We start from the raw sequence: 22,324 nt of genomic DNA, 5'->3' as shown, positions 1-22,324 counted from the left end.
GCTGTATCCAAAGGTCAGGTCGTTTTGCGCCAGACTACCCATGGATTTTTCCGCCAGCGGCTACCCGAATGGCGCCCCGCGCCCCGCAAAATCAGGTAGCTGGCGCCGCAGTGAGGTGCGTCGAGCAAAGCCGACCATTCCAGTCGGAATTGGTCAAAATTTGTGCTATATTCCGCGCCCGCGATTTTTCATCTCAACACCGGTCACCGTCATGCAAACAGCCAAGCCGTTATTTGACTATCCCAAGTACTGGGCCGAATGTTTCGGTCCTGCGCCATTCCTGCCAATGAGCAGGGAGGAGATGGATCAGCTTGGCTGGGATTCCTGCGACATCATCATCGTCACCGGTGATGCCTACGTTGACCATCCGTCGTTCGGCATGGCAATTATCGGCCGGCTGCTGGAGTCCCAGGGCTTCCGCGTCGGGATCATTGCGCAGCCGAACTGGCAGTCCAAAGACGACTTCATGAAGCTCGGCGAGCCGAACCTGTTCTTCGGCGTCGCGGCCGGCAACATGGACTCCATGATCAACCGCTATACCGCCGACAAGAAAATCCGTTCCGACGACGCCTACACCCCAGGCGGCATGGCCGGCAAACGCCCGGACCGCGCGAGCCTGGTGTACAGCCAGCGTTGCAAGGAAGCGTACAAGAACGTGCCGATCGTACTGGGCGGCATCGAAGCCTCCCTGCGCCGCATCGCCCACTACGACTACTGGCAGGACCGCGTGCGCAACTCGATCCTGATCGACGCCGCCGCCGATATCCTGCTGTACGGCAACGCCGAGCGTGCGATTGTCGAGGTTGCCCAGCGCCTGTCGTGGGGCCACAAGATCGAAGACATCACCGACGTGCGCGGCACCGCGTTCATTCGCCGTGACACGCCGGCGGGCTGGTACGAAGTGGACTCCACGCGTATCGACCGTCCGGGCAAGATCGACAAGATCATCAACCCGTACGTGAATACCCAGGATACCCAAGCCTGCGCCATCGAGCAGGAAAAGGGGCCGGTGGACGACCCGGAAGAAGCCAAGGTCGTACAGATCCTGGCCAGCCCGCGCATGACCCGCGACAAGACCGTGATCCGCCTGCCGTCGGTGGAGAAAGTCCGTGGCGACGCCGTGCTCTATGCCCACGCCAACCGCGTGTTGCACCTGGAAACCAACCCAGGCAACGCCCGCGCCCTGGTGCAGAAGCACGGTGAAGTGGACGTATGGTTCAACCCGCCACCGATCCCGATGACCACCGAAGAAATGGACTACGTGTTCGGCATGCCTTACGCACGTATCCCGCACCCGGTGTACGGCAAGGAAAAGATCCCGGCCTACGACATGATCCGCTTCTCGGTGAACATCATGCGTGGCTGCTTTGGTGGCTGCACCTTCTGCTCCATCACTGAGCACGAAGGCCGCATCATCCAGAACCGTTCCGAAGAGTCGATCATTCGCGAGATCGAAGAGATCCGCGACAAGGTCCCGGGCTTTACCGGTGTGATCTCCGACCTCGGCGGCCCGACCGCGAACATGTACCGCATCGCCTGCAAGAGCCCGGAAATCGAATCCGCGTGCCGTAAGCCGTCGTGCGTGTTCCCGGGCATCTGCCCGAACCTGAACACCGACCACTCATCGTTGATCCAGCTGTACCGCAGCGCCCGTGCGTTGCCGGGGGTGAAGAAGATCCTGATCGCGTCCGGCCTGCGCTACGACCTCGCCGTCGAGTCGCCGGAATACGTCAAGGAGCTGGTGACCCACCACGTCGGTGGCTACCTCAAGATCGCCCCGGAACACACCGAGGAAGGTCCGCTCAACCAGATGATGAAGCCGGGCATTGGCAGCTATGACAAGTTCAAGCGCATGTTCGAGAAGTACACCAAGGAAGCGGGCAAGGAGCAGTACCTGATTCCTTACTTCATCGCCGCCCACCCGGGCACCACCGATGAAGACATGATGAACCTGGCCCTGTGGCTCAAGGGCAACGGCTTCCGCGCCGACCAGGTGCAGGCGTTCTACCCGTCGCCGATGGCCACCGCCACCGCGATGTACCACTCGGGCAAGAACCCGCTGCGCAAGGTCACGTACAAGAGCGACGCGGTGACCATCGTCAAGAGCGAAGACCAGCGCCGTCTGCACAAGGCGTTCCTGCGCTACCACGACCCGAAAGGCTGGCCGATCCTGCGTGAAGCGCTGACCCGCATGGGCCGCGCCGACCTGATCGGGCCGGGCAAGGACCAACTGATCCCGCTGCACCAGCCGTCCACCGACAGCTACCAGAGCGCCCGTCGCAAGAACTCGACGCCGGCTGGCAGCCATAAGGTCGCCAAGGAAACCACGACCAAGATCCTCACCCAGCACACCGGTTTGCCACCGCGAGGCAGCGACGGCAGCAACCCGTGGGACAAGCGTGAGCAAGCCAAGGCCGCGGCCCAGGCGCGCAACAAGCAGGCGGCCAAGGAACGCAGCGATGCGGCCAAGGGCAAGGGCGGCAAGCCTGCGCGCAAGCCGGTGGTGCCGCGTTGATCGACGCCTGAAAATGCCAAACGCCAGCCTCGTGCTGGCGTTTTGCTTTCTATTCGGTGGCGCGCCTGTTTGTTAAGGTGGCGGCCATTAAGCCGCCTTCGCGAGCAAGCCCGCTCCCACATTCGACCGCATTCTCATGTTGGAACTCGGTCAAGTGTGGGAGCGGGCTTGCTCGCGAAGACGGCAGCTCAGTCACCACCCCTTTCAAGGAAGAACACCCCCATGGGCAACCCCCTGGCCAACATCGGCATGGACTCCAACCGCTCCCAGTTCATGGCGCGCCAGCGCATCGAAAGCGAAATCAACGTCCCCCGCCTGTTCGCCGCCATCGACGCCGACCCAGCCATCGTCGGCGCCGGCGTGGTCTACATCGATGCCGACTTCAACGTCGTGACCCTGCGCGAATTCAAGCCCATCTGCAGCATCCTGCCCAAGCGCATCATTATCCGCGAGGCGCAGAAGTACATTGCCCCGGCCCAGTTCGCCGACCAGGTGCTGAACAACCCGCGCGAATCGCGGCTGATGAGCGAGGCGTTCAACACCACCCTGTCCTGCACCGGTGCGGTGATCGGCTGGCTGGTGGTGTTGAGTGGCACCATCGCCATCCCGTTCACCGCTGGCGCCAGCACCGTGGTAACGGCCATCGGCTATACCGCGGCGTCTGCCAGCACCGTGTCCTGCCTGGTGAGCGGCTTTCGCACCCGCAACGAAATCAGCAACCCGGCGATGAACGACTACCTGGACAACGAGGAGTGGTACCAGACCGCGACCAAGGTGCTTGATGGCGCCGCGCTGGTGGGCGTAGGCGCTTCGGCACTGACCACCGTCAAGCTGGTCAATGTCACCCGCGCCGCCACCGGCAAAAGCCTGCGCCAGGTGCTCAAGGGCCTGAACGGGCATGAGCGTGAAAAACTCACCAAAGAGCTGCTCAAAGTGGCCGACCCGCAAATGTCCACCAAGATGCGCAAGCTGCTGCAAATGAGCGGTGAGTTGCCCAAGCGCTTCACCCCGACGCAACTCAAACACGCCACCTACGTGCAGTTGGGCGATGCGATGGGCGCAGGCCTGAGTGTCTGGGGGCTGAAACGCTCGGACAACTACAAACAGGCCAAGACCTTTGCGATCGGCCTGTACGAGGAGGGCGAATAATGAGTGGCGTGCCGTCCCTGAAACCGTTTTTGCTGGCGCATTTTCCTGCGTTTATCGGCGTGATCCTCGCCGGCTGCCTGGGCGGCTCCGCTGCGATTTCCCTGGCGGCCAGTACGTATTTTGCCGACGTGCCCGTCGCCACCAATGCCACCGTGTCCTGGTTTGTCGTGCTCTTCGCCGCGCTGTTCGTGACCAACAGCAACTTCCTGGTGGTACGCGGGCATGCGTGGGCGGTGTGGGGCATGGTCGGGTTTTTCGTGGTGTGCCTGTTGGTGACCCTGCCGACTTTGGCGTACGAGCCGCACTGGTTTATCTACAGCGAATGCCTGTTCTGGCCGCTGCTGGGGTTGTTGCTGATCAACAGCAAGGGCTATCGGGCGATGGTGGGCAAACTGGTGGGCGTGCGCCGACTGCGAGAGGCGGCCAAGGCCGGGTTGTAGCCTTGGCTCGCGTGGTCAGATCTTCACGTTCTGACGAATGTTCCAGCCGTATTTCACGGCGCCGCCGTCCTTGCCGCCGTCTGCTTTCTGCGGTTGGTAGCTGACTTCGACGCTGGCGAAATTCAAGCCGATAACCTCTGTCAGTTCATCGCTGTTTTTCACCACGTCGGATTGGTAGGACGTCACCATCACCTCCTTCAGCGTGATCACCAGATATTCCACGGCACTGCTGCCCCCGGCCTTGCGCACCACCAGCCGCGCTTCCGGGTAATGCTTGCCGGTGGAGCAGGCCATCATCAGATTGGGTGAGGACTTATCCATTACCTTTGAGATAGAAAGGTTATCGATATTGACCTTGCCCGCACCACCGCCGCTGCCGCTATGCATCGAGCCTGTCTGCGACATGCCCCAGCCCCAGCGGCTGATCTCGATTTCATCGCGATGGGCCTGATCCCTGGATTCGCCCTTGATGTCGCCCAACTTCAAAAACATATCAGTTGCCATTGTCGTTCCCTGTACTGGTGTCCGCCGGGAGTGGCGCGGGGCGTACTTTTTCCTATTCGGGACATGGCCTACAAGGCGCTACACCGTGATCAGGAAGTGCCTGTCCTGATAAAGCGAAGCTTCTGACATTTTTAAGCGATGCCCAGTCTTTACCCTCTGCGCTCTTGTGAAAAACCGGAGTAAAGGGATGACTTCCAGTGTGTTGAGAGACGGGTTCCCCAGTGCGCATTTGACGACGCGGCAGTGGGTGGAAAGCAGTATTGATCTGCGTAAGTTGTTTGCGGCCATTGATGCTGATCCGGCGATTGTCGGCGCGGGCGTGGTGTACCTCGATGGGCAGTTGCGGGCGATTGTGTTGCGCGAGTTTCAGCCGATTTGCAGCATCGCGCCGAAGAAGGTGATTTTGCGGGAGGCGCCGAGTTATGTGGGGCGGGTGGAGTTTGCGCGGCGGTTGGCGAATGAGCCGCGAGAGGCGGATGTGACGTTTGAGGCGGTGAATGCGGGGTTTGCGTGTACGTCGGCTTTGATTAGTTGGTTACTGATCGCAGGTGGCTCCGTGCTGAGCCCATTTACTTTTGGGGCTACAGGCGTCGCGGCGGCGATTAGCGTTGTGGGGGCGACGGCCAGTACGCTCCAGTGCGCTATGGGCATTCGACGGACGCGAAATGAGTCTATAGACCCTGCACTGAATGACGAACTGGACCGCGAAGAGTGGTATCAAGCCATGACGCTTGGGCTAGACGCGGCGTCATTGTTGGGTGTCGGTAACACGGCAATGTCTACGATTCGAATGGTTAATACACTAAAAAAGGTAACAGGGAGAAATACTCACCAAGTGCTCAAAGGTTTGAATCGGCAAGAGCGGGTCAGGCTCACCAAGGAAATGTTAAGTATCAACCATCCAGACATGACCCGAAGAATGCTTAAGCTCAAGCAGATGGCTGGTGAGATACCCAAACGCTTCACGTCGGCCGACGTAAGGAATGGGACCATGATGCAGATGCTCAATGCCCTTGGCGCCGTATCGGGTATTGCTGGCAGTGTAAGGTCGGGGAATATACGGATCCTAGCGATTGGGTTGTATGAGGAGATTTCAGAATGAGATTACTCAGAACCAGATATCTCATACCGAGAAAACCTTTTCTTTTACGCTACTTTCCAGTCTTTATCGGGGCGATCTTTATGAGCCTTTTGGGGGGGACGGCAGTTGTCGCACTGTTGGAGCACTACTACCCGCGCGCAGCTCCCTGGGCTTTATCGGAATCTGCTGCTGAGGATGCCTGCGTAATGTTGGCTCTCTTTATTACCCTCTGCAATGTCATGATTGCCTACGGGAGGCCGAAGTGGGTCTGGGGCATGTATGGTCTTTTCATCGCCTGCTTATTGTTCGCTTTACCAGCTTTACGGTTTTCACCGCCCCCTTTTATTTCTGCAGAAAGTGTAGGGTGGCCTCTGATCGGGTTGGCACTACTACGTAGCAAACGCCACCAGGAAATGCGTGCCAAGTGCGTAGAACTTCGCCATATGCGCCGCCAGATCGGGGTGGCCATCGAGAAACGACGCAAACACGAACGCGCAATCATCAGAATAAAGAAACCAAGGTAATCCCCCACGCCCGCCACAAATATGTGCAACTGTTGCACCAAGGCACCAACGTTGGCGCCGTTTTGGTGCTGTACTGCACCGGGTCCTATGACAAAGCGCAATGACTGCCGCGCTGGCATAAGTCTTGCGCGCGTCAACCCCATGCCCTGGCTCGCAGGAGGCCGCCGTGTCGATTCATGTCGCGTTGCACCACGTTACGCATTACCGCTACGACCGCGCTGTCGAACTCGGCCCGCAGATCGTGCGTTTGCGCCCGGCGGCCCATAGCCGTACGCGGATCTTGTCCTACGCGCTGAAAGTGCTGCCCGAGCAGCATTTCATCAATTGGCAGCAAGACCCCCAGGGCAATTACCTGGCGCGCCTGGTGTTCCCGGAAAAGACTGACGAGCTGCGTATCGAAGTCGATCTGGTCGCCGAGATGGCGGTGTTCAATCCGTTCGACTTTTTCCTCGAACCCTACGCCGAAAAAATCCCTTTCAGCTATGCCGCCGATGAGCAGCGCGAGCTGGCGCCGTACCTGGAAACCTTGCCGCTGACGCCGAAATTCGCCGCCTACCTGGCTGGTATCGACCGCACGCCATTGCCCGCCGTGGACTTCCTGGTGGGCCTCAACCAGCGCCTGGCCGCCGATATCGGCTACCTGATCCGCATGGAGCCGGGCGTGCAAACCCCGGAGTTCACCCTGGAAAACGCCTCCGGCTCGTGCCGCGATTCGGCGTGGTTGCTGGTGCAGATCCTACGCAACCTGGGGTTGGCGGCGCGGTTTGTGTCTGGCTATCTGATCCAGCTCACCGCCGACGTCAAAGCCCTCGACGGCCCGTCCGGCACCGAAGTGGACTTCACCGACCTGCACGCCTGGTGCGAAGTGTATTTGCCCGGCGCCGGCTGGATCGGTCTGGATGCCACCTCCGGCCTGTTTGCTGGTGAAGGCCATATCCCGTTGGCCTGTAGTCCCGATCCATCGTCTGCGGCGCCGATCAGTGGCTTGGTGGAACCGTGCGAGTGCGAATTCACCCACGAAATGTCCGTTGAGCGGATTTGGGAAGCGCCGCGCGTCACCAAGCCCTACACCGAAGAGCAATGGCTGGCGATCCAGGCCCTGGGCCGGCAGATCGATGGCGACCTGCTCAAGGACGACGTACGCCTGACCATGGGCGGCGAGCCGACCTTCGTCTCCATCGACGACCCCGACGGCGCCGAGTGGAACACCGCCGCCCTGGGCCCGGACAAGCGCCGCCTGTCTGCCGAGTTGTTCCAGCGCATGCGCAAGCACTACGCGCCCAAGGGCCTGGTGCACTTTGGCCAGGGCAAGTGGTACCCCGGCGAGCAACTGCCGCGTTGGTCGCTCAACTGCTACTGGCGCCGCGACGGCGTGCCGATCTGGCACAACAGCGCGCTGATTGCCGATGAGCAAGAAGACTACGGCGCGGACGGCGCCATGGCCGGGCGTTTCCTTGCCAGCGTCGCCGAACGCCTGAAGCTGCCGGCACGCTTTGTATTCCCGGCCTTTGAAGACAACTTCTACTACCTGTGGCGCGAAGGTGCGCTGCCGCAAAACGTCACGGCCCAGGACCCGCGGCTGAGTGACGACCTGGAGCGTGAACGCCTGCGCAAGGTGTTCAGCCAAGGGCTGGATAAAGTCATCGGCCAAGTACTGCCGCTGGCACGCACGGCCGCCAACGACCGCTGGCAGAGCGGGCGTTGGTACCTGCGCGATAACCACTGTCGCCTGGTGCCGGGGGATTCGCCGTTGGGCTATCGCCTGCCATTGGCGTCGCAGCCTTGGGTGACGGCGGCGGAGTATCCGTTTGTGCATCCGACGGACCCTAACCAGGATCAGCCGGCGCTGCCCACCACCGCTCAGTTGAATAGCCACGGCGAACCTGCGCCGAGCGATGAGCGTACGCCCAGCGTGGACGAATCCGCCGACTGGCTGACCCGCACCGCGTTGTGCGCCGAAGCACGGGAGGGCCGCCTCTACCTGTTCATGCCGCCGCTGGAGCGCGTCGAGGATTACCTGGAGTTGGTCGCCGCCATCGAGGCCACCGCCGAAGAGCTGCATTGTCCGGTACTGCTGGAAGGTTACGAACCGCCTGCCGATACCCGCCTGAGCAACTTCCGCGTGACACCGGACCCGGGTGTGATCGAGGTCAACGTGCAGCCGTCCGCCAGTTGGGACGAGCTGGTGGAGCGCACCGAATTCCTCTACGAAGAGGCGCGGCAAACCCGCCTGACCACGGAAAAATTCATGATCGACGGGCGCCACACCGGCACCGGCGGCGGTAACCACTTTGTACTCGGCGGCGCGACGCCCAAGGACTCGCCGTTCCTGCGCCGGCCTGATCTGCTGCGCAGCCTGATCAGCTATTGGCATAACCATCCGTCCTTGTCCTACCTGTTTTCCGGGCTGTTTATCGGCCCGACGTCCCAGGCCCCGCGCGTGGATGAAGCGCGCAACGACGCCTTGTACGAGCTGGAAATCGCCTTCGCGCAAATGCCCGAACCCGGCGAAGACTGCCCACCGTGGTTGGTGGACCGCCTGCTGCGCAACCTGTTGATCGACGTGACTGGCAACACCCACCGCGCCGAATTCTGCATCGACAAGCTTTACTCGCCGGACGGCGCCACTGGTCGCCTGGGCCTGCTGGAACTGCGCGCGTTTGAAATGCCACCCCATGCGCGCATGAGCCTGACCCAACAACTGCTGCTGCGTGCGCTGGTCGCACGGTTCTGGCGCGAGCCCTATGCGCCGCCGAAGCTGGCGCGCTGGGGCACCGAGCTGCACGACCGTTTCCTGTTGCCGCATTTTATCGAGCAGGACTTTGCCGATGTGATCGTCGAACTCAACGCCGCCGGCTACCCGCTGCGCGCCGAATGGTTTGCCGCGCACCTGGAGTTTCGCTTTCCCAAGGTCGGCGACTACGCCGTCAGCGGCATCGAACTGGAGCTGCGCCAGGCCCTCGAACCCTGGCACGTGCTGGGCGAGGAAGGCGCGGTGGGTGGCACGGTGCGCTACGTGGATTCGTCCCTGGAGCGCCTGCAAGTCAAGTTGACCGGCCTGCCGCCGCAACGCTACCTGCTGACCTGCAACGGCATCCCGGTGCCGCTGCAAGCCACCGGCCGCGTGGGCGAGTTTGTCGCCGGTGTGCGTTACCGCGCCTGGCAACCGGCCAACTGCCTGCAACCGACCATCCCGGTGCACGCGCCATTGGTGTTTGATTTGCTGGATACCTGGATGCAGCGCTCGCTGGGCGGTTGCCAGTACCACGTGGCGCATCCGGGCGGGCGCAATTACGACAGCTTGCCGGTGAATGCCAATGAGGCGGAGAGCCGGCGGATGGCGCGGTTTTTCCGGTTGGGGCATAGCCCTGGAAAGCTTCCGGTGCCAACGGTCGTCATCAACGACGAACTGCCAATGACTCTGGATCTACGACGTTTCCCCAATAAAAATGACTGAATGCGGTTAAAAATGTGGGAGCGGGCTTGCTCGCGAAAGCGGTGTATCAGCCGATACATGTATTGACTGACCCGCCGCCTTCGCGAGCAAGCCCGCTCCCACACAAGCCAGCTCCCACATTAGACTGTGGTGACTTTGACACCGCCCCCTTGCCTCTGCCGAGCGTTCCATGTCCAACTTGCTCGACCGCTACCCGCTGACTGCGGGCACTTATCACGAACTGCTAGACGACAGTGGCGCGGTGCGTGCCCATTGGCAGCGCCTGCTCGATCACCTGCAACGCAGCACCCCGGCGCAACTGGCCCAGCGCCAAGCGTTGCTGACCCGGCAGATCCAGGAAAACGGCGTGACCTACAACGTCTACGCCGACCCCAAGGGCGCCGATCGCCCGTGGGAGTTGGACCTGCTGCCCCACGTGCTGGCCGCCGAAGAGTGGCAGCACCTGTCGGCCGGAATCGCCCAGCGGGCCCGCCTGCTCAATGCGGTGCTGGCCGACCTGTATGGCCCGCAACGCTTGATCAAGGAAGGTCTGCTGCCGGCCGAGCTGGTGTTTGGGCACAACAACTTCCTGTGGCCATGCCAAGGCATCCAGCCGCCGGACGGTGCTTTTTTGCACCTGTACGCCGTGGACCTGGCGCGCACGCCGGACGGTCGCTGGTGGGTCACGGCTGACCGTACCCAGGCACCGTCCGGCGCCGGTTATGCGCTGGAAAACCGCACCATCGTGTCCCGCGCCTTCCCGGATCTTTACCGCGACTTGCAGGTGCAGCACCTCACCGGCTTCTTCCGCACCTTGCAGGAAACCCTCGCGCGCCAGGCGCCGGGCGATGACCAGCCGCCGCTGATCGTGCTGCTCACGCCGGGGCGTTTCAACGAAAGCTATTTCGAACACCTCTACCTCGCACGCCAGCTCGGCTACCCGCTGGTGGAAGGCGGCGACCTCACCGTGCGCGACAGCACGTTATTCCTCAAGACCCTCAGCGGCCTGCGCCGGGTGCACGCGATCATGCGACGCCTCGACGACGATTTCTGCGACCCGCTGGAACTGCGCACCGACTCGGCCCTCGGCGTGCCCGGCCTGCTCGATGCCGTGCGCCAAGGCAACGTGCTGGTGGCCAATGCCTTGGGCAGCGGCGTGCTGGAGTCACCGGGGCTGCTCGGCTTCTTGCCGAAGATCAACGAGTTCCTGTTCGGCGAGGAACTGATCCTGCCGTCCATCGCCACCTGGTGGTGCGGTGAAGCGCCAGTGCTCGCCGAAGCCCTGGAGAAATTGCCCGAGCTGCTGATCAAGCCAGCGTTCCCGTCGCAGAGTTTCACCCCGGTGTTCGGTCGTGACCTGGATGACAAACAACGCCAGGCCCTCGCCGAACGCATGCGCGCGCGGCCCTACGCCTATGTCGCCCAGGAACTGGCGCAGCTGTCCCAGGCGCCGGTGTGGCACACCGTGGATGATCACCTGCAACACCGCGCCATCGGCATGCGCGTGTACGCCGTGGCCAGCGATGACGGCTACCGCGTGCTGCCCGGCGGTCTGACCCGTGTGGCGGCCGAAGCCGATGCCGAAGTGGTGTCGATGCAACGCGGCGGCGCGAGCAAGGACACCTGGGTGCTCGGCGAGCGTGCGCCCGGCGGCGAACAGTGGCGCGCCCAACGCACTATCGGCGCCCATGACCTGGTGCGCCGCGACCCGTATCTGCCGTCCCGCGTGGTGGAAAACCTGTTCTGGTTTGGCCGCTACTGCGAGCGCTGTGATGACAGCGCGCGCTGGCTGCGCATTGTGCTGGCGCGTTATGTAGACGGCGACGATCCCCAGGCCTTGCAAGCGGCGGTCGAACTGGGCGAGAGCCTGCGCCTGCTGCCGGAGGAGGGCGAGTTACCCGAGCGCCTGCTGGGGGCCATGCTCGGTGACGACTGGCCGTCGAGCCTGCGCGCCAACCTGCAACGCTTGCAGTGGGCGGCGTCCCAGGTGCGTGGCAAGTTGTCCCGGGAGAACTGGCAGGCGCTGGTTGAGTTGCAACGCGAAGCCGTGGAGCTGGAAAGCGAAACACCGGACTTTGGCGAGTTGCTGGATTTTCTCAACCGCCTGGTGATGTCGCTCGCGGCGCTGTCCGGGTTTGCCCTGGACGACATGACCCGCGACGAAGGCTGGCGCTTTTTGATGATGGGCCGGCGCATCGAGCGACTGCAATTTCTCAGCAGCAGCCTCGCCGCCTTCCTGCGCGGCGTGGCGGTGTTCGATCAGGCCGGGCTGGAGTGGTTGCTCGAACTGGGCAACAGCAGCATCACCTATCGCTCGCGTTACCTGGCGGTGCCGCAGTTGATCCCGGTACTCGATTTGCTGCTACTGGACGAACAGAACCCCCACGCGGTGCTGTTCCAGTTGAAACTCGTGAGCCGCACCCTGCGCCGCTTGAATGATGATTTTGGCGTGCCCCGGGAAACCGGCCTCGGCCCGCTGGTGGAGCGCCTCTCGCACTTCGACCTGGGCTGCCTGGAGAATCCGTTGTTTGGCGAATCCAGTGTGCGCGCCGCCTTGGACGGCCTGGCCGACCTGCTGCAAGCGGTGGCCGATGAGAGCGGGCAAGTGTCGGATCGCCTCGCGTTGCGCCATTTTGCCCATGTCGATGATGTCAGCCAGCAAACGGTGTCGTTGTGATGAGTGCGCGCTACCAGATTTTCCACGATACCCATTACCACTACGACAGCCCGGTGTCCCTGGCCCAGCAGTTGGCGCACCTGTGGCCACGGCCGTGCGCCTGGCAGCGTTGCAGCGCGCAGCAGTTGGATATCAGCCCCGAGCCGACGTCGCGGCGCGATGAGCTGGATGTGTTTGGCAACCCAATCACGCGGCTGGCGTTTGAACGACCCCATGATGAGCTGTTGGTGAACGCCGGGCTGACTGTGGAAGTGCTGGCGCGGCCGACGCTGGATTTTCAGCAGTCGCCGGCCTGGGACCAGACCCGTGACAGCCTGACCTACAGCAGCCAGCCGCTGTCCGTGGAGCTGATCGAGGCGATCCGTTATCGCTTCGAATCGCCCTACGTGCACCTGAAGAAAAATTTCGTCGAGTTTTCCGAAAGTTGCTTCCCGCCGGCGCGTCCGTTATTGCTCGGCGTACAGGCGCTGATGCAGAAGATTTTCAGCGAGTTCACCTTCGATGCCGAAGCCACCCAGGTCGCCACGCCGCTGGTGGAAGTGCTGGAGCGCCGCCGTGGCGTGTGCCAGGACTTCGCCCACCTGATGCTCGCCTGCCTGCGCTCGCGCGGTCTGGCGGCGCGTTATATCAGCGGCTACCTGCTGACCCAGCCACCGCCCGGCCAGCCACGGCTGATCGGCGCCGATGCGTCTCACGCGTGGGTCTCGGTGTATTGCCCGGTGTCGGGCTGGGTGGACTTTGATCCGACCAACAATGTGCAGCCGGCGCTGGAGCACATCACCCTGGCCTGGGGCCGGGATTTCTCCGATGTGTCGCCGTTGCGGGGGGTGATTCTGGGGGGAGGGAGCCATGACCCGGAAGTGCGGGTGACTGTGATGCCGCTGGAGTAAGGATCGTTCCCACGCTCTGCGTGGGAACGCCTACCGTGACGCTCTGCGTCACCTTGCGGTGCGCCGGGACACGGAGCGTCCGATGCTGCATTCCCACGCCGGGCGTGGGAACGATCAATTATTCAGCCGGATCTTTCGGTGTTTCAGTCTCTTCAGCTGCCACGTCGCCTTCTGCTTCCGGGTTCAGTGCACCCGCTTCTTCATCCGCAGCGGCTTTCTTGCGTTGCAGTTTTTCCTCTTTCTTCTGCTCCTTGGCCAAGTCTCTCTGACGTTTGGCGAAGGAGTAATTAGGTTTGGCCATGGGCGATCCTCTAGGGTCGAAGGTGAGGGTGGGCGGCGCGCAGCTGCCTTGGGCGGCTATGGTAGCAGCTTAGCAGCGCGCTTGGCCCTCACTTACCGCAGGCGTACGCGGCCAGCAGGCCGTTGATCAGTTGGTTGAGGTGCATGGCTCGGACTCCGGTGGGGGATGGGCCGATCATAGAAAGGTCGTACGACTTTGGCTGTTAGATTGTGTTGATAAGTCTGATAGCCTAAAGTTGTATACAATCTGTTGATTCAGATCATAAGAATTTTTGCCTGCTTGAGGCACCCTTGCCGCAATCCGCGTTTTCTAAACCCTGCCTTGGAGATTCACATGTTCGCCAAACTCGTTGCTGTTTCCCTGCTGACTCTGGCTAGCGGCCAGTTGCTTGCTGCAGAGTGCAAGGTCACTGTCGACTCCACCGACCAAATGTCCTTCAACACCAAAGCCATTGAAATCGACAAGAGCTGCAAGACCTTCACCGTCGAGCTGACGCACTCCGGCAACCTGCCGAAAAACGTCATGGGCCACAACTGGGTACTGACCAGCGCCGCTGACATGCAGCCGGTTGCCACCGACGGCATGGCTGCCGGTATCGACAAGAACTACCTGAAAGAAGGCGACACACGCATCATCGCCCACACCAAGATCATCGGCGCTGGCGAGAAAGATTCGGTGACCTTTGATGTGGCGAAACTGGCTGCCGGCACTGACTACATGTTCTTCTGCTCGTTCCCGGGCCATGTGTCGATGATGAAAGGCACCGTGGTCGTCAAGTAAGACCGCGTTATCGTTCATCGCGAGCAAGCCCGCTCCCACACTTGACCGAGTTCCAACCTGGGAATGCGGTCGAATGTGGGAGCGGGCTTGCTCGCGAAGGCGGCCGAACAATCAACACAAAACTACCAGGCTCACCTCACGGCGCAAACGGCATGACCCGCTTGTGCTCGGTCTTGCGATACGTCTCGCAGATAATCCGGAACGCTTCCTCACGCACCGCTTCACCGTGCAGGAACGCATCGATCTCGGCATAGGTCACGCCATGTGACGCTTCGTCCGGCTTGCCCGGCGACAAGTCTTCCAGGTCCGCCGTCGGCACTTTCTCCACCAACGATTCCGGCGCGCCGAAGTGCCGTGCAATCGCCCGCACCTGGTTTTTCACCAGCCCGCTCAAGGGCGCCAAATCACACGCGCCATCGCCGAATTTGGTGAAAAAGCCCATCACCGCTTCCGCCGCATGGTCCGTACCGATCACCAAGCCACCGGCCGCGCCGGCGATGGTGTACTGCGCCACCATGCGCATACGCGCCTTAGTGTTGCCCAGCACGAAATCACGGGACACCGCGGCCTTGCCTTCAAACGCCGCCACTTCATGGGCCAGGGCTTTTACTGCCGGGCCGATGTTGACGGTGTGGCGCTCGTCGGGCTCGATAAAGTCCACCGAGGCCGTGGCATCGATTTCGTCGAACTGGGTTTCGTAGGGCAGGCGCACCGCGATAAAGCGGTAGGCCTCATCACCGCTGTTTTCCCGCAGCTCTTTTACCGCGCGCTGGGCCAACAGGCCGGCGGTCAGGGAGTCGACACCGCCGCTGATGCCCAGCACCAACGTCTTGAGCCCGGAATTGCGCAGGCAGTCCTGGATAAAAGTCACGCGGCGGGCAACTTCGGCCTCAAGGGCGGCCTGGTCATTGAACGGCGCTTGGACCTTGAGCTTTTCAGCTATCTCACGCTGTACGGCTTGCATGATTCACTCCTTGCTAGAGATGGCAGGTACTTTGAACACATGACGCAAATAGGCGACGAAATTCGGATCGGTGCAGTGGGTCTTGCCCGCTTCATCGGAGATCTTCGCCACGGGCTGGCCATTGCAGGCGGTCATTTTAAGCACGATGCTCATCGGTTCCACACCTGGAATATCGCAGGTCAGGTTGGTGCCGATGCCAAAGCTCACGTTGATTCGCCCGCGCAGGGCACGGAATATTTCCAGGGCCTTGGGCAGCGACAGGCTGTCGGAGAACACCAGGGTCTTGCTCATCGGCTCGATGCCGAGCTTGTGGTAATGGGCGATGGCTTTTTCGGCCCACTGCACCGGGTCGCCGGAGTCGTGGCGCAGGCCGTCGAACAGCTTGGCGAAGTACAGGTCGAAATCGCCGAGGAACGCGTCGGTGGTGATGCAATCGGTCAGGGCGATGCCCAGCAGGCCACGGTATTCGCGGACCCAGCAATCAAGGGCGGCGATCTGGCTGTCGATCAGGCGCGGACCGAGTTGCTGGTGGGCCATGATCCACTCGTGGGCCATGGTGCCCAGGGGTTTCATGTCCAGCTCGCGGGCCAGGTGCACGTTGCTGGTGCCGACGAAGCGACCGGGGAAGTCGTGCTTGAGCACACTGACCACTTCTTCCTGCACGCGGTACGAGAAGCGTCGGCGTGTACCGAAGTCGGCCACTTGCAGCTCCGACAGTTCTTCACTGCTGGCATTTGCCGTCAGCCAATCGAACTTGCGGTACAGCTGCTCACGGGCCTGCTCGAGGATCACGGTCTGGTAGCGGTAGCGATTGCGAACCTCGCTGACGATGGCCAGCATCGGCACTTCAAACAGGATCACATGCAGCCACGGCCCGCGCAGGCGGATGAACAGCTCGCCGTTTTCGATACCGGTCTGCACATACCGCAGGTTGAAGCGGAATAGCCCGAGGAAGCGCAAAAAATCCGGCTTCATAAAGCTGATGCGTTCCAGGAAGCCCAATTGGTCCGGGCTCAGGCTCAACTCGGCGAGGCGTTCGATCTGGTAGCGGATTTCCGCCAGGTACGGGCGCAGGTCTTCACTGTTACGGCAACGAAACTCCCATTCAACTTCCACGTTCGGGTAGTTGTGCAGCACCGCCTGCATCATGGTCAGCTTGTAGAAGTCGGTGTCGAGCAGGTTCTGCACGATGCGATCGGCAAACACACTCTCGCTCATAACGGGAATCTCCAGACGGGTCGGCGATGGGCGCCGGCCTTTACGCACAATTAAGGAAGGGGGCTAGTGGCGCATAGACCTGTGGGGTTTTGCCAGTGATTTTTTATTTTGGGATTGTTGTTGTGGCCACTGCCGTCTTCGCGAGCAAGCCCGCTCCCACATTTGACCGCATTCTCATGTTGGAAAGCGGTTGAATGTGGGAGCGGGCTTGCTCGCGAAGGCGTAATTTCAGGCCCTAAATAACTTGCTCCATCATCCACTTCACAAACTCCCGCACCTTCGGCACCTCCGCCGAATGCTCGGGATACGCCAGGTAATACGCATCCTGGCTCGGCATCGCATGCTGCCAAGGAATCACCAGCTTGCCGTCCGCCAATTCTTCTTCCACCAGAAACCTCGGCAACAACGCCACACCACAGCCCACTTGCGCCGCACGGATGCACATATAGAAGGTGTCGAAACGCGGCCCGTGGTAGCTGTGCTCGGTCTGCAAACCCTGGCTGGCGAACCAGTCATGCCAGCCTTGCGGGCGCGAGGCATTTTGCAGCAGCACCAGTTCGCTCAGTTGCCTTGGGTCATTGAAGGGCTGCGCGGGCAGGCTCTCCGGTGCGCACACCGGTACAAGCTCTTCGCTGAACAGCTTCAGGCTCTCGGTGCCGGGCCGTGCGCCTTGGCCGAAGTAGAAGGCCATGTCAGCCTTGCCTTGAAGCAATTCATCGGGTTCCTGCTCGTTGCACAGGTCCAGGTGGATGTGTGGGTGACGCAAGCGCCAGCCCTTGAGGCGCGGTACCAGCCAGCGGGCGCCGAAGGTGTAGGGCGTGGAGACGCGCAGCACTTCGGTCTCGCCGCCGTAGGAGCGCAAGTAGTGGGTGGACATCTCTACCTGTGTGAGGATTTTTCTCACTTCCACCAGGTACAAATCCCCGGCCGGGGTCATCTGCAAGCGCCGGCGTACACGGCGAAACAACAGGTGTTGCAGCAATTCTTCCAGCTGCGCCACTTGCTTGCTCACCGCGCTCTGGGTGAGGTTAAGCTCCTCGGCGGCGCGGGTGAAGCTCAGATGACGGGTAGCGGCTTCGAAACATTGCAGTGCGGTGATCGAGGGCAAATGTCTTTTGTTCAGCACGGTGTGCCTCTTTTTATGCTTTGCATGAATAAACGGAATGATATCTCGCCTAATCGTCGTTTGTTGGCAAGTCTTGGGCCAGCTACAAATAAGCTCTGGATCGCCGTGCGGGCTGCGGCGCGAATTTTTAAGTTTGCAGATTGAAGGAGTGACCCATGGTTGCCGCATTGCTTGATCGTCTCGGGGTAAACCCGGCGCTGTACCAGTCGGGTAAACAGCCTGTGCATTCGCCGATTGATGGCAGCCGTATCGGCAGCGTGCACTGGGAAGGTGCCGCCGAGGTGGAGCAGCAGGTCAGTCGCGCCGAGCATGCGTTCGAGGCCTGGCGCAAAGTGCCAGCGCCGCGTCGTGGCGAACTGGTGCGCCAATTTGGCGATGTGCTGCGCGAATACAAGGTCGACCTCGGCGAGTTGGTGTCGTGGGAAGCCGGCAAGATCACCCAGGAAGGCCTGGGCGAAGTGCAGGAAATGATCGACATCTGCGACTTCGCTGTCGGCCTGTCCCGCCAGCTCTACGGCTTGACCATCGCCTCCGAGCGCCCCGGCCACCATATGCGTGAAACCTGGCACCCGCTGGGCGTGGTCGGCGTGATCAGCGCCTTCAACTTTCCGGTGGCCGTATGGGCCTGGAACACCGCCCTGGCCTTGGTATGCGGCAACGCGGTGATCTGGAAACCGTCGGAAAAGACCCCGCTCACCGCCCTGGCCTGCCAGGCGCTGTTCGAGCGCGTGGTGAAGAACTTCAACGATGCTCCGCCGTACTTGAGCCAAGTGATCATCGGTGGCCGCGACGCCGGCGCTGCGCTGGTGGATGACCCGCGTGTCGCCCTGATCAGCGCCACCGGCAGCACGCGCATGGGCCGCGAAGTGGCGCCGAAAGTCGCCGCGCGCTTTGCCCGCAGCATCCTGGAACTGGGCGGCAACAACGCGATGATCCTCGGCCCCAGCGCCGATCTGGACATGGCCGTGCGCGCTATCCTGTTCAGCGCCGTCGGCACCGCCGGCCAGCGCTGCACCACCCTGCGCCGCCTGATCGCCCACGAATCGGTGAAGGAAGAAATCGTCACCCGCCTCAAGGCCGCTTATTCCAAGGTGCGCATCGGCCATCCGCTGGAAGGCAACCTGATCGGCCCGCTGATCGACAAACATGGCTTCGACAACATGCAGGACGCCCTGGAGCAAGCCTTGAGCGAAGGCGGCCGGGTGTTCGGCGGCAAGCGCCAGCTGGAAGATACGTTCCCGAATGCCTATTACGTGTCGCCGGCCATCGTGGAAATGCCCGAACAGAGCGACGTGGTCTGCACCGAGACCTTCGCACCGATCCTCTACGTGGTCGGCTACACCGACTTCGCTGAAGCCCTGCGCCTGAACAACGCCGTGCCGCAAGGCTTGTCGTCGTGCATTTTTACTACTGATGTGCGTGAGGCCGAGCAGTTCATGTCGGCGGTGGGCAGTGACTGTGGCATCGCCAACGTCAATATCGGCCCGAGCGGCGCGGAAATCGGTGGCGCGTTTGGCGGTGAGAAAGAGACGGGGGGCGGGCGTGAGTCGGGTTCGGATGCCTGGCGTGGGTATATGCGTCGCCAGACCAATACCGTGAACTATTCGCTGGAATTGCCACTGGCCCAAGGCATCACTTTCGACTAAAAAATGTGGGAGCGGGCTTGCTCGCGAATGCAGTGTGTCAGTCAACAGATTTACAACTGATCCACCGCATTCGCGAGCAAGCCCGCTCCCACATTTGATCGCATTAACAAATTGGAAGTGGTTTGTTGGGTCTCATCGGAGTCTGGCAATGGCATTACGCGAAACATGTTTATGGGAACACCTCACCCCCAGCCGGCCGGATCGTGCCGCGCTCAAGGGTGAGGTCAAGGTGGATGTGTGCGTGATCGGCGCCGGCATCACCGGTTTGTCAGCGGCCATTCACTTGCTGGAACAAGGCAAAAGCGTCGCCGTGCTGGAGGCCCATCGCACCGGTCACGGCGGTTCGGGGCGCAACGTCGGGCTGGTCAACGCTGGCCTGTGGATCCCGCCGGATGACATCGAAGCCGGTTTCGGCACCGAGGTCGGCAGCCAGCTCAATCGCATGCTGGGCGCGGCGCCGTCCCTGGTGTTCAGCCTGATCGACAAATACAACATCGATTGCCAATTGCGTCGCGAAGGCACCTTGCACATGGCGCACAACGCCCGGGGTGAGGCGGATCTGCGCAGCCGTGAAGAACAATGGAAGCGCCGTGGCGCGCCGGTGGAATTGCTCACCGGCCAGGCTTGCGAGCAGGCGACCGGAACCAAGAAAATCGCCGCCGCCTTGCTTGATCGCCGCGCCGGCACCTTGAACCCGATGGCCTACACCAGTGGCCTGGCGAATGCTGCCGTTGGCCTCGGCGGGCAGTTGTTCGACCATTCCCCGGTCACCCAGTTGGAGCGCCAAGGCGCGCAGTGGTCGGTGCAAACGACCCAAGGTTCGGTGCAGGCCGCCCAAGTGGTGATCGCCTCCAACGCCTACACCGAAGGCGAATGGACCGAACTGCGCCGCAACTTTTTCCCCGGCTACTACTATCAGGTCGCGTCAGCCCCGCTAACGGAAGCCGCCGCCGAGCAAATCCTGCCCGGTGGCCAGGGTTCGTGGGACACGCGCCAGGTCTTGAGCAGCATCCGCCGTGATGCCGATGGCCGCTTGTTGCTCGGCAGCCTGGGCAATGGCAACCAGAAACCGGCGTGGTTCCTCAAGGCGTGGGCCGATCGGGTGCAGCAGCACTACTTCCCGTACCTCAAATCGGTGCAGTGGGAGTTCACCTGGACCGGCTGCATTGCCTTCACCCCCGACCACCTGATGCGCCTGTTCGAACCGGCGCCGGGCCTGGTGGCCGTGACGGGCTACAACGGGCGCGGCGTGACCACTGGCAGCGTGGTCGGCAAGGCGTTTGCCGACTATCTGTGTCACCAGAATCCCCAGGCCTTGCCGATTCCGTTCGCTCCGATGCAGCCGTTGGCCGGGGTGGGCCTGCGCAGTTGTCTGTATGAGGCTGGATTCTCGCTGTATCACGCCGGGCAATGTCTGCGGATCGTGATCTGATCAGCGAAATACCGCTCAGAAGCCGGCATTTTCTTAGCAGGCTACTAATCTGTATTGGTGCAAGTCGTAGCAGTCACGCACTGTAAATGTGCAGTTCCGTTACGCCGTTTGTTACAGCTGTAGGAACTGTCGTTTATAGGCTTGGTTGCAGGTGTGACCTGCCAGGGTTGTACTTTTTCGGCGCGCAGGTTGCACCTATCGAGGTTAGAGGGTTGCACGTCCTGACGAACGGCGCCGAAACACCCGTAATAACAATGACACCGTGTCTTTTTGAAGAATAAAAACCTACTGGCACGCGCTTTGCTCAGGGCTTTCAGTGAAAAGTTTGAACGCAAGTTGTAGTGCCAAAAATCAAAAATATCGGAGCACCACTCATGTCCCAGACGTTTTACAAGAAAGGTTTCCTGGCCCTTGCCGTTGCAGCGGCGCTGGGTGTTTCTACGTTTGTTCAAGCTGATGTGAAAATTGGCGTGGCGGGCCCGATGACGGGTGCCAACGCGGCTTTCGGTGAGCAGTACATGAAGGGTGCCCAAGCGGCAGCCGATAAAATCAACAAGGAAGGCGGCATCAACGGCGAGCAGATCAAGCTGGTTGCCGGCGACGATGCCTGCGAACCCAAGCAGGCCGTGGCCGTGGCCAACCGCTTGGCGGACCAGGACAAGGTGATTGGCGTCGTCGGGCACTTCTGCTCGTCCAACACCATCCCGGCGTCCGAGGTCTATGACGAAGCGGGCATCATCGCAATCACCCCAGGCTCCACCAACCCACAGGTCACCGAGCGCGGCCTGGGCGCCATGTTCCGCATGTGCGGGCGTGATGACCAGCAAGGCATCGTGGCCGGCGACTACATCGTCGATGTGCTCAAGGGCAAGAAAGTCGCGGTCATCAACGACAAGGACACCTACGGCAAAGGCCTGGCTGACGCCACCGCTGCCCAGTTGACCAAGCGCGGCGTCAAGCCGGTGCTGGAAGAAGGCCTGACCCGCGGTGAAAAAGACTTCAGTGCGCTCGTCACCAAAATCCGCTCCCTGGGCGCCGACGTCGTGTACTTCGGCGGCCTGCACCCGGAAGCCGGTCCCCTGGTTCGCCAGATCCGTGAAGCCGGCTTGAAAGACGTCAAGTTCATGTCCGACGATGGCGTCGTGACCGACGAACTGGTGGCCACTGCTGGCGGCGCGCAATACGTCGACGGCGTCTACATGACCTTCGGCGCCGACCCGCGCCTGCTGCCAGACAGCAAGGCCGTGGTGGAAGAGTTCCGCAAAAACGGCACCGAGCCGGAAGGCTACACCCTGTACGCCTACGCGTCGGTCCAGGCCCTGGCTGCCGGCTTCAATGGTGCCAAGTCCAACAAGGGCGAAGATGCGGCCAAGTGGTTGAAAGCCAACCCTGTGCAGACCGTGATGGGCAAGAAGGAATGGGACGGCAAGGGTGACCTGAAAATCTCCGACTACGTGGTTTACCAGTGGGATAAAGACGGTAAATACCATCAGCTGGAAAAACAGAAATAAATACAAACACCGCGGACCCAATGTGGGAGCGGGCTTGCTCGCGAATGCGGCGTGTCAGTCTCTGAATGTGTTTCTGACACACCGCCTTCGCGAGCAAGCCCGCTCCCACAGGGGGACTGTGTTGTGATCG

General features: G+C 61.4%; 17 protein-coding genes. 12 read left to right on the top strand and 5 right to left on the bottom strand.

Annotation, left to right across the window (positions count from 1 at the left end):
- Window positions 1-211 precede the first annotated feature (211 nt).
- The 3 genes from ACZRMO_RS11550 to ACZRMO_RS11540 all read left to right on the top strand — a co-directional run bounded on the left by ACZRMO_RS11550 (window position 212) and on the right by ACZRMO_RS11540 (window position 4,104).
- On the top strand, window positions 212-2,515 hold the full coding sequence (locus ACZRMO_RS11550) for a YgiQ family radical SAM protein (protein ID WP_463972941.1): 2,304 nt from the start codon (window positions 212-214) through the stop codon (window positions 2,513-2,515).
- 222 nt (window positions 2,516-2,737) lie between these two features.
- The gene (locus tag ACZRMO_RS11545) at window positions 2,738-3,664 is read left to right on the top strand and encodes an NAD synthetase (RefSeq protein ID WP_463972940.1); all 927 of its coding nucleotides are present in this window, start codon (window positions 2,738-2,740) and stop codon (window positions 3,662-3,664) included.
- Window positions 3,664-4,104, top strand: a complete 441-nt coding sequence (locus ACZRMO_RS11540) for a hypothetical protein (protein ID WP_463972939.1) — start codon at window positions 3,664-3,666, stop codon at window positions 4,102-4,104. Before ACZRMO_RS11545 ends, ACZRMO_RS11540 begins: the two co-directional genes overlap by 1 nt.
- Before the next feature lie 15 nt (window positions 4,105-4,119).
- On the opposite strand, the gene ACZRMO_RS11535 is transcribed toward ACZRMO_RS11540, so the two are convergent.
- Entirely contained in the window at window positions 4,120-4,608 is a 489-nt protein-coding gene (locus ACZRMO_RS11535; protein ID WP_463972938.1) for an Hcp family type VI secretion system effector, read from the bottom strand.
- A 187-nt stretch (window positions 4,609-4,795) separates the two neighbouring features.
- On the opposite strand from ACZRMO_RS11535, the gene ACZRMO_RS11530 reads away from it, so the two are divergent.
- From ACZRMO_RS11530 to ACZRMO_RS11510, 5 genes are all read left to right on the top strand, one after another.
- Window positions 4,796-5,710 carry an NAD synthetase gene (locus tag ACZRMO_RS11530; RefSeq protein ID WP_463972937.1) on the top strand — a complete coding sequence of 305 codons (915 nt, stop codon included), beginning with the start codon at window positions 4,796-4,798 and terminating at the stop codon, window positions 5,708-5,710.
- On the top strand, window positions 5,707-6,213 hold the full coding sequence (locus tag ACZRMO_RS11525; protein WP_463972936.1) for a hypothetical protein: 507 nt from the start codon (window positions 5,707-5,709) through the stop codon (window positions 6,211-6,213). Before ACZRMO_RS11530 ends, ACZRMO_RS11525 begins: the two co-directional genes overlap by 4 nt.
- Window positions 6,214-6,379: 166 nt before the next feature.
- Window positions 6,380-9,670 carry a transglutaminase family protein gene (locus ACZRMO_RS11520; RefSeq protein WP_463972935.1) on the top strand — a complete coding sequence of 1,097 codons (3,291 nt, stop codon included), beginning with the start codon at window positions 6,380-6,382 and terminating at the stop codon, window positions 9,668-9,670.
- Between the two features lie 169 nt (window positions 9,671-9,839).
- The gene (locus ACZRMO_RS11515; protein ID WP_463972934.1) at window positions 9,840-12,326 is read left to right on the top strand and encodes a circularly permuted type 2 ATP-grasp protein; all 2,487 of its coding nucleotides are present in this window, start codon (window positions 9,840-9,842) and stop codon (window positions 12,324-12,326) included.
- Window positions 12,326-13,216 carry a transglutaminase family protein gene (locus ACZRMO_RS11510; protein WP_463972933.1) on the top strand — a complete coding sequence of 297 codons (891 nt, stop codon included), beginning with the start codon at window positions 12,326-12,328 and terminating at the stop codon, window positions 13,214-13,216. The genes ACZRMO_RS11515 and ACZRMO_RS11510 overlap by 1 nt, the downstream gene beginning before the upstream one ends.
- 118 nt (window positions 13,217-13,334) lie before the next feature.
- Here ACZRMO_RS11510 and ACZRMO_RS11505 read toward each other — a convergent pair whose 3' ends face one another.
- On the bottom strand, window positions 13,335-13,517 hold the full coding sequence (locus ACZRMO_RS11505; protein ID WP_207046617.1) for a hypothetical protein: 183 nt from the start codon (window positions 13,515-13,517) through the stop codon (window positions 13,335-13,337).
- A gap of 333 nt (window positions 13,518-13,850) precedes the next feature.
- Between ACZRMO_RS11505 and azu the strand changes: the two genes are divergently transcribed.
- Window positions 13,851-14,297 (top strand): azurin, encoded by a 447-nt coding sequence (gene azu / locus ACZRMO_RS11500; RefSeq protein WP_463972932.1) that lies wholly within the window; start codon window positions 13,851-13,853, stop codon window positions 14,295-14,297.
- A gap of 136 nt (window positions 14,298-14,433) precedes the next feature.
- Here the strand turns inward: azu and nadE are convergent, their stop codons facing one another.
- From nadE to ACZRMO_RS11485, 3 genes are all read right to left on the bottom strand, one after another.
- Entirely contained in the window at window positions 14,434-15,261 is an 828-nt protein-coding gene (nadE, locus tag ACZRMO_RS11495; protein WP_463972931.1) for an ammonia-dependent NAD(+) synthetase, read from the bottom strand.
- Window positions 15,262-15,264: 3 nt separating this feature from the next.
- Window positions 15,265-16,479 carry a nicotinate phosphoribosyltransferase gene (gene pncB / locus ACZRMO_RS11490; protein WP_017734987.1) on the bottom strand — a complete coding sequence of 405 codons (1,215 nt, stop codon included), beginning with the start codon at window positions 16,477-16,479 and terminating at the stop codon, window positions 15,265-15,267.
- A 235-nt stretch (window positions 16,480-16,714) separates the two neighbouring features.
- Window positions 16,715-17,605, bottom strand: a complete 891-nt coding sequence (locus ACZRMO_RS11485) for a LysR family transcriptional regulator (protein ID WP_463972930.1) — start codon at window positions 17,603-17,605, stop codon at window positions 16,715-16,717.
- 155 nt (window positions 17,606-17,760) lie between these two features.
- Here ACZRMO_RS11485 and amaB point away from each other — a divergent pair, with 155 nt between their 5' ends.
- The 3 genes from amaB to ACZRMO_RS11470 all read left to right on the top strand — a co-directional run bounded on the left by amaB (window position 17,761) and on the right by ACZRMO_RS11470 (window position 22,194).
- A complete protein-coding gene (gene amaB, locus ACZRMO_RS11480) occupies window positions 17,761-19,251 on the top strand; it encodes an L-piperidine-6-carboxylate dehydrogenase (protein WP_463972929.1) in 1,491 nt (496 codons plus the stop codon).
- 148 nt (window positions 19,252-19,399) lie between these two features.
- Entirely contained in the window at window positions 19,400-20,683 is a 1,284-nt protein-coding gene (amaA, locus tag ACZRMO_RS11475) for an L-pipecolate oxidase (protein ID WP_463972928.1), read from the top strand.
- Window positions 20,684-21,057: 374 nt separating this feature from the next.
- Window positions 21,058-22,194 carry a branched-chain amino acid ABC transporter substrate-binding protein gene (locus tag ACZRMO_RS11470; RefSeq protein WP_463972927.1) on the top strand — a complete coding sequence of 379 codons (1,137 nt, stop codon included), beginning with the start codon at window positions 21,058-21,060 and terminating at the stop codon, window positions 22,192-22,194.
- Window positions 22,195-22,324 lie beyond the last annotated feature (130 nt).

The organism is Pseudomonas sp. B611, assembly GCF_055407965.1.
This window is presented reverse-complemented; position numbering and strand designations above follow the sequence as displayed.

Excerpts from the sequence above, each read along its gene's own strand:
- amaA (WP_463972928.1), top strand. The coding sequence starts at position 19,400 with ATGGCATTACGCGAAACATGTTTATGGGAACACCTCACCCCCAGCCGG.
- ACZRMO_RS11515 (WP_463972934.1), top strand. The coding sequence starts at position 9,840 with ATGTCCAACTTGCTCGACCGCTACCCGCTGACTGCGGGCACTTATCAC.
- amaB (WP_463972929.1), top strand. The coding sequence starts at position 17,761 with ATGGTTGCCGCATTGCTTGATCGTCTCGGGGTAAACCCGGCGCTGTAC.
- ACZRMO_RS11470 (WP_463972927.1), top strand. The coding sequence starts at position 21,058 with ATGTCCCAGACGTTTTACAAGAAAGGTTTCCTGGCCCTTGCCGTTGCA.
- pncB (WP_017734987.1), bottom strand. The coding sequence starts at position 16,479 with ATGAGCGAGAGTGTGTTTGCCGATCGCATCGTGCAGAACCTGCTCGAC.
- ACZRMO_RS11535 (WP_463972938.1), bottom strand. The coding sequence starts at position 4,608 with ATGGCAACTGATATGTTTTTGAAGTTGGGCGACATCAAGGGCGAATCC.
- azu (WP_463972932.1), top strand. The coding sequence starts at position 13,851 with ATGTTCGCCAAACTCGTTGCTGTTTCCCTGCTGACTCTGGCTAGCGGC.
- ACZRMO_RS11545 (WP_463972940.1), top strand. The coding sequence starts at position 2,738 with ATGGGCAACCCCCTGGCCAACATCGGCATGGACTCCAACCGCTCCCAG.
- ACZRMO_RS11505 (WP_207046617.1), bottom strand. The coding sequence starts at position 13,517 with ATGGCCAAACCTAATTACTCCTTCGCCAAACGTCAGAGAGACTTGGCC.
- ACZRMO_RS11510 (WP_463972933.1), top strand. The coding sequence starts at position 12,326 with ATGAGTGCGCGCTACCAGATTTTCCACGATACCCATTACCACTACGAC.
- ACZRMO_RS11530 (WP_463972937.1), top strand. The coding sequence starts at position 4,796 with ATGACTTCCAGTGTGTTGAGAGACGGGTTCCCCAGTGCGCATTTGACG.
- ACZRMO_RS11540 (WP_463972939.1), top strand. The coding sequence starts at position 3,664 with ATGAGTGGCGTGCCGTCCCTGAAACCGTTTTTGCTGGCGCATTTTCCT.
- nadE (WP_463972931.1), bottom strand. The coding sequence starts at position 15,261 with ATGCAAGCCGTACAGCGTGAGATAGCTGAAAAGCTCAAGGTCCAAGCG.
- ACZRMO_RS11550 (WP_463972941.1), top strand. The coding sequence starts at position 212 with ATGCAAACAGCCAAGCCGTTATTTGACTATCCCAAGTACTGGGCCGAA.
- ACZRMO_RS11525 (WP_463972936.1), top strand. The coding sequence starts at position 5,707 with ATGAGATTACTCAGAACCAGATATCTCATACCGAGAAAACCTTTTCTT.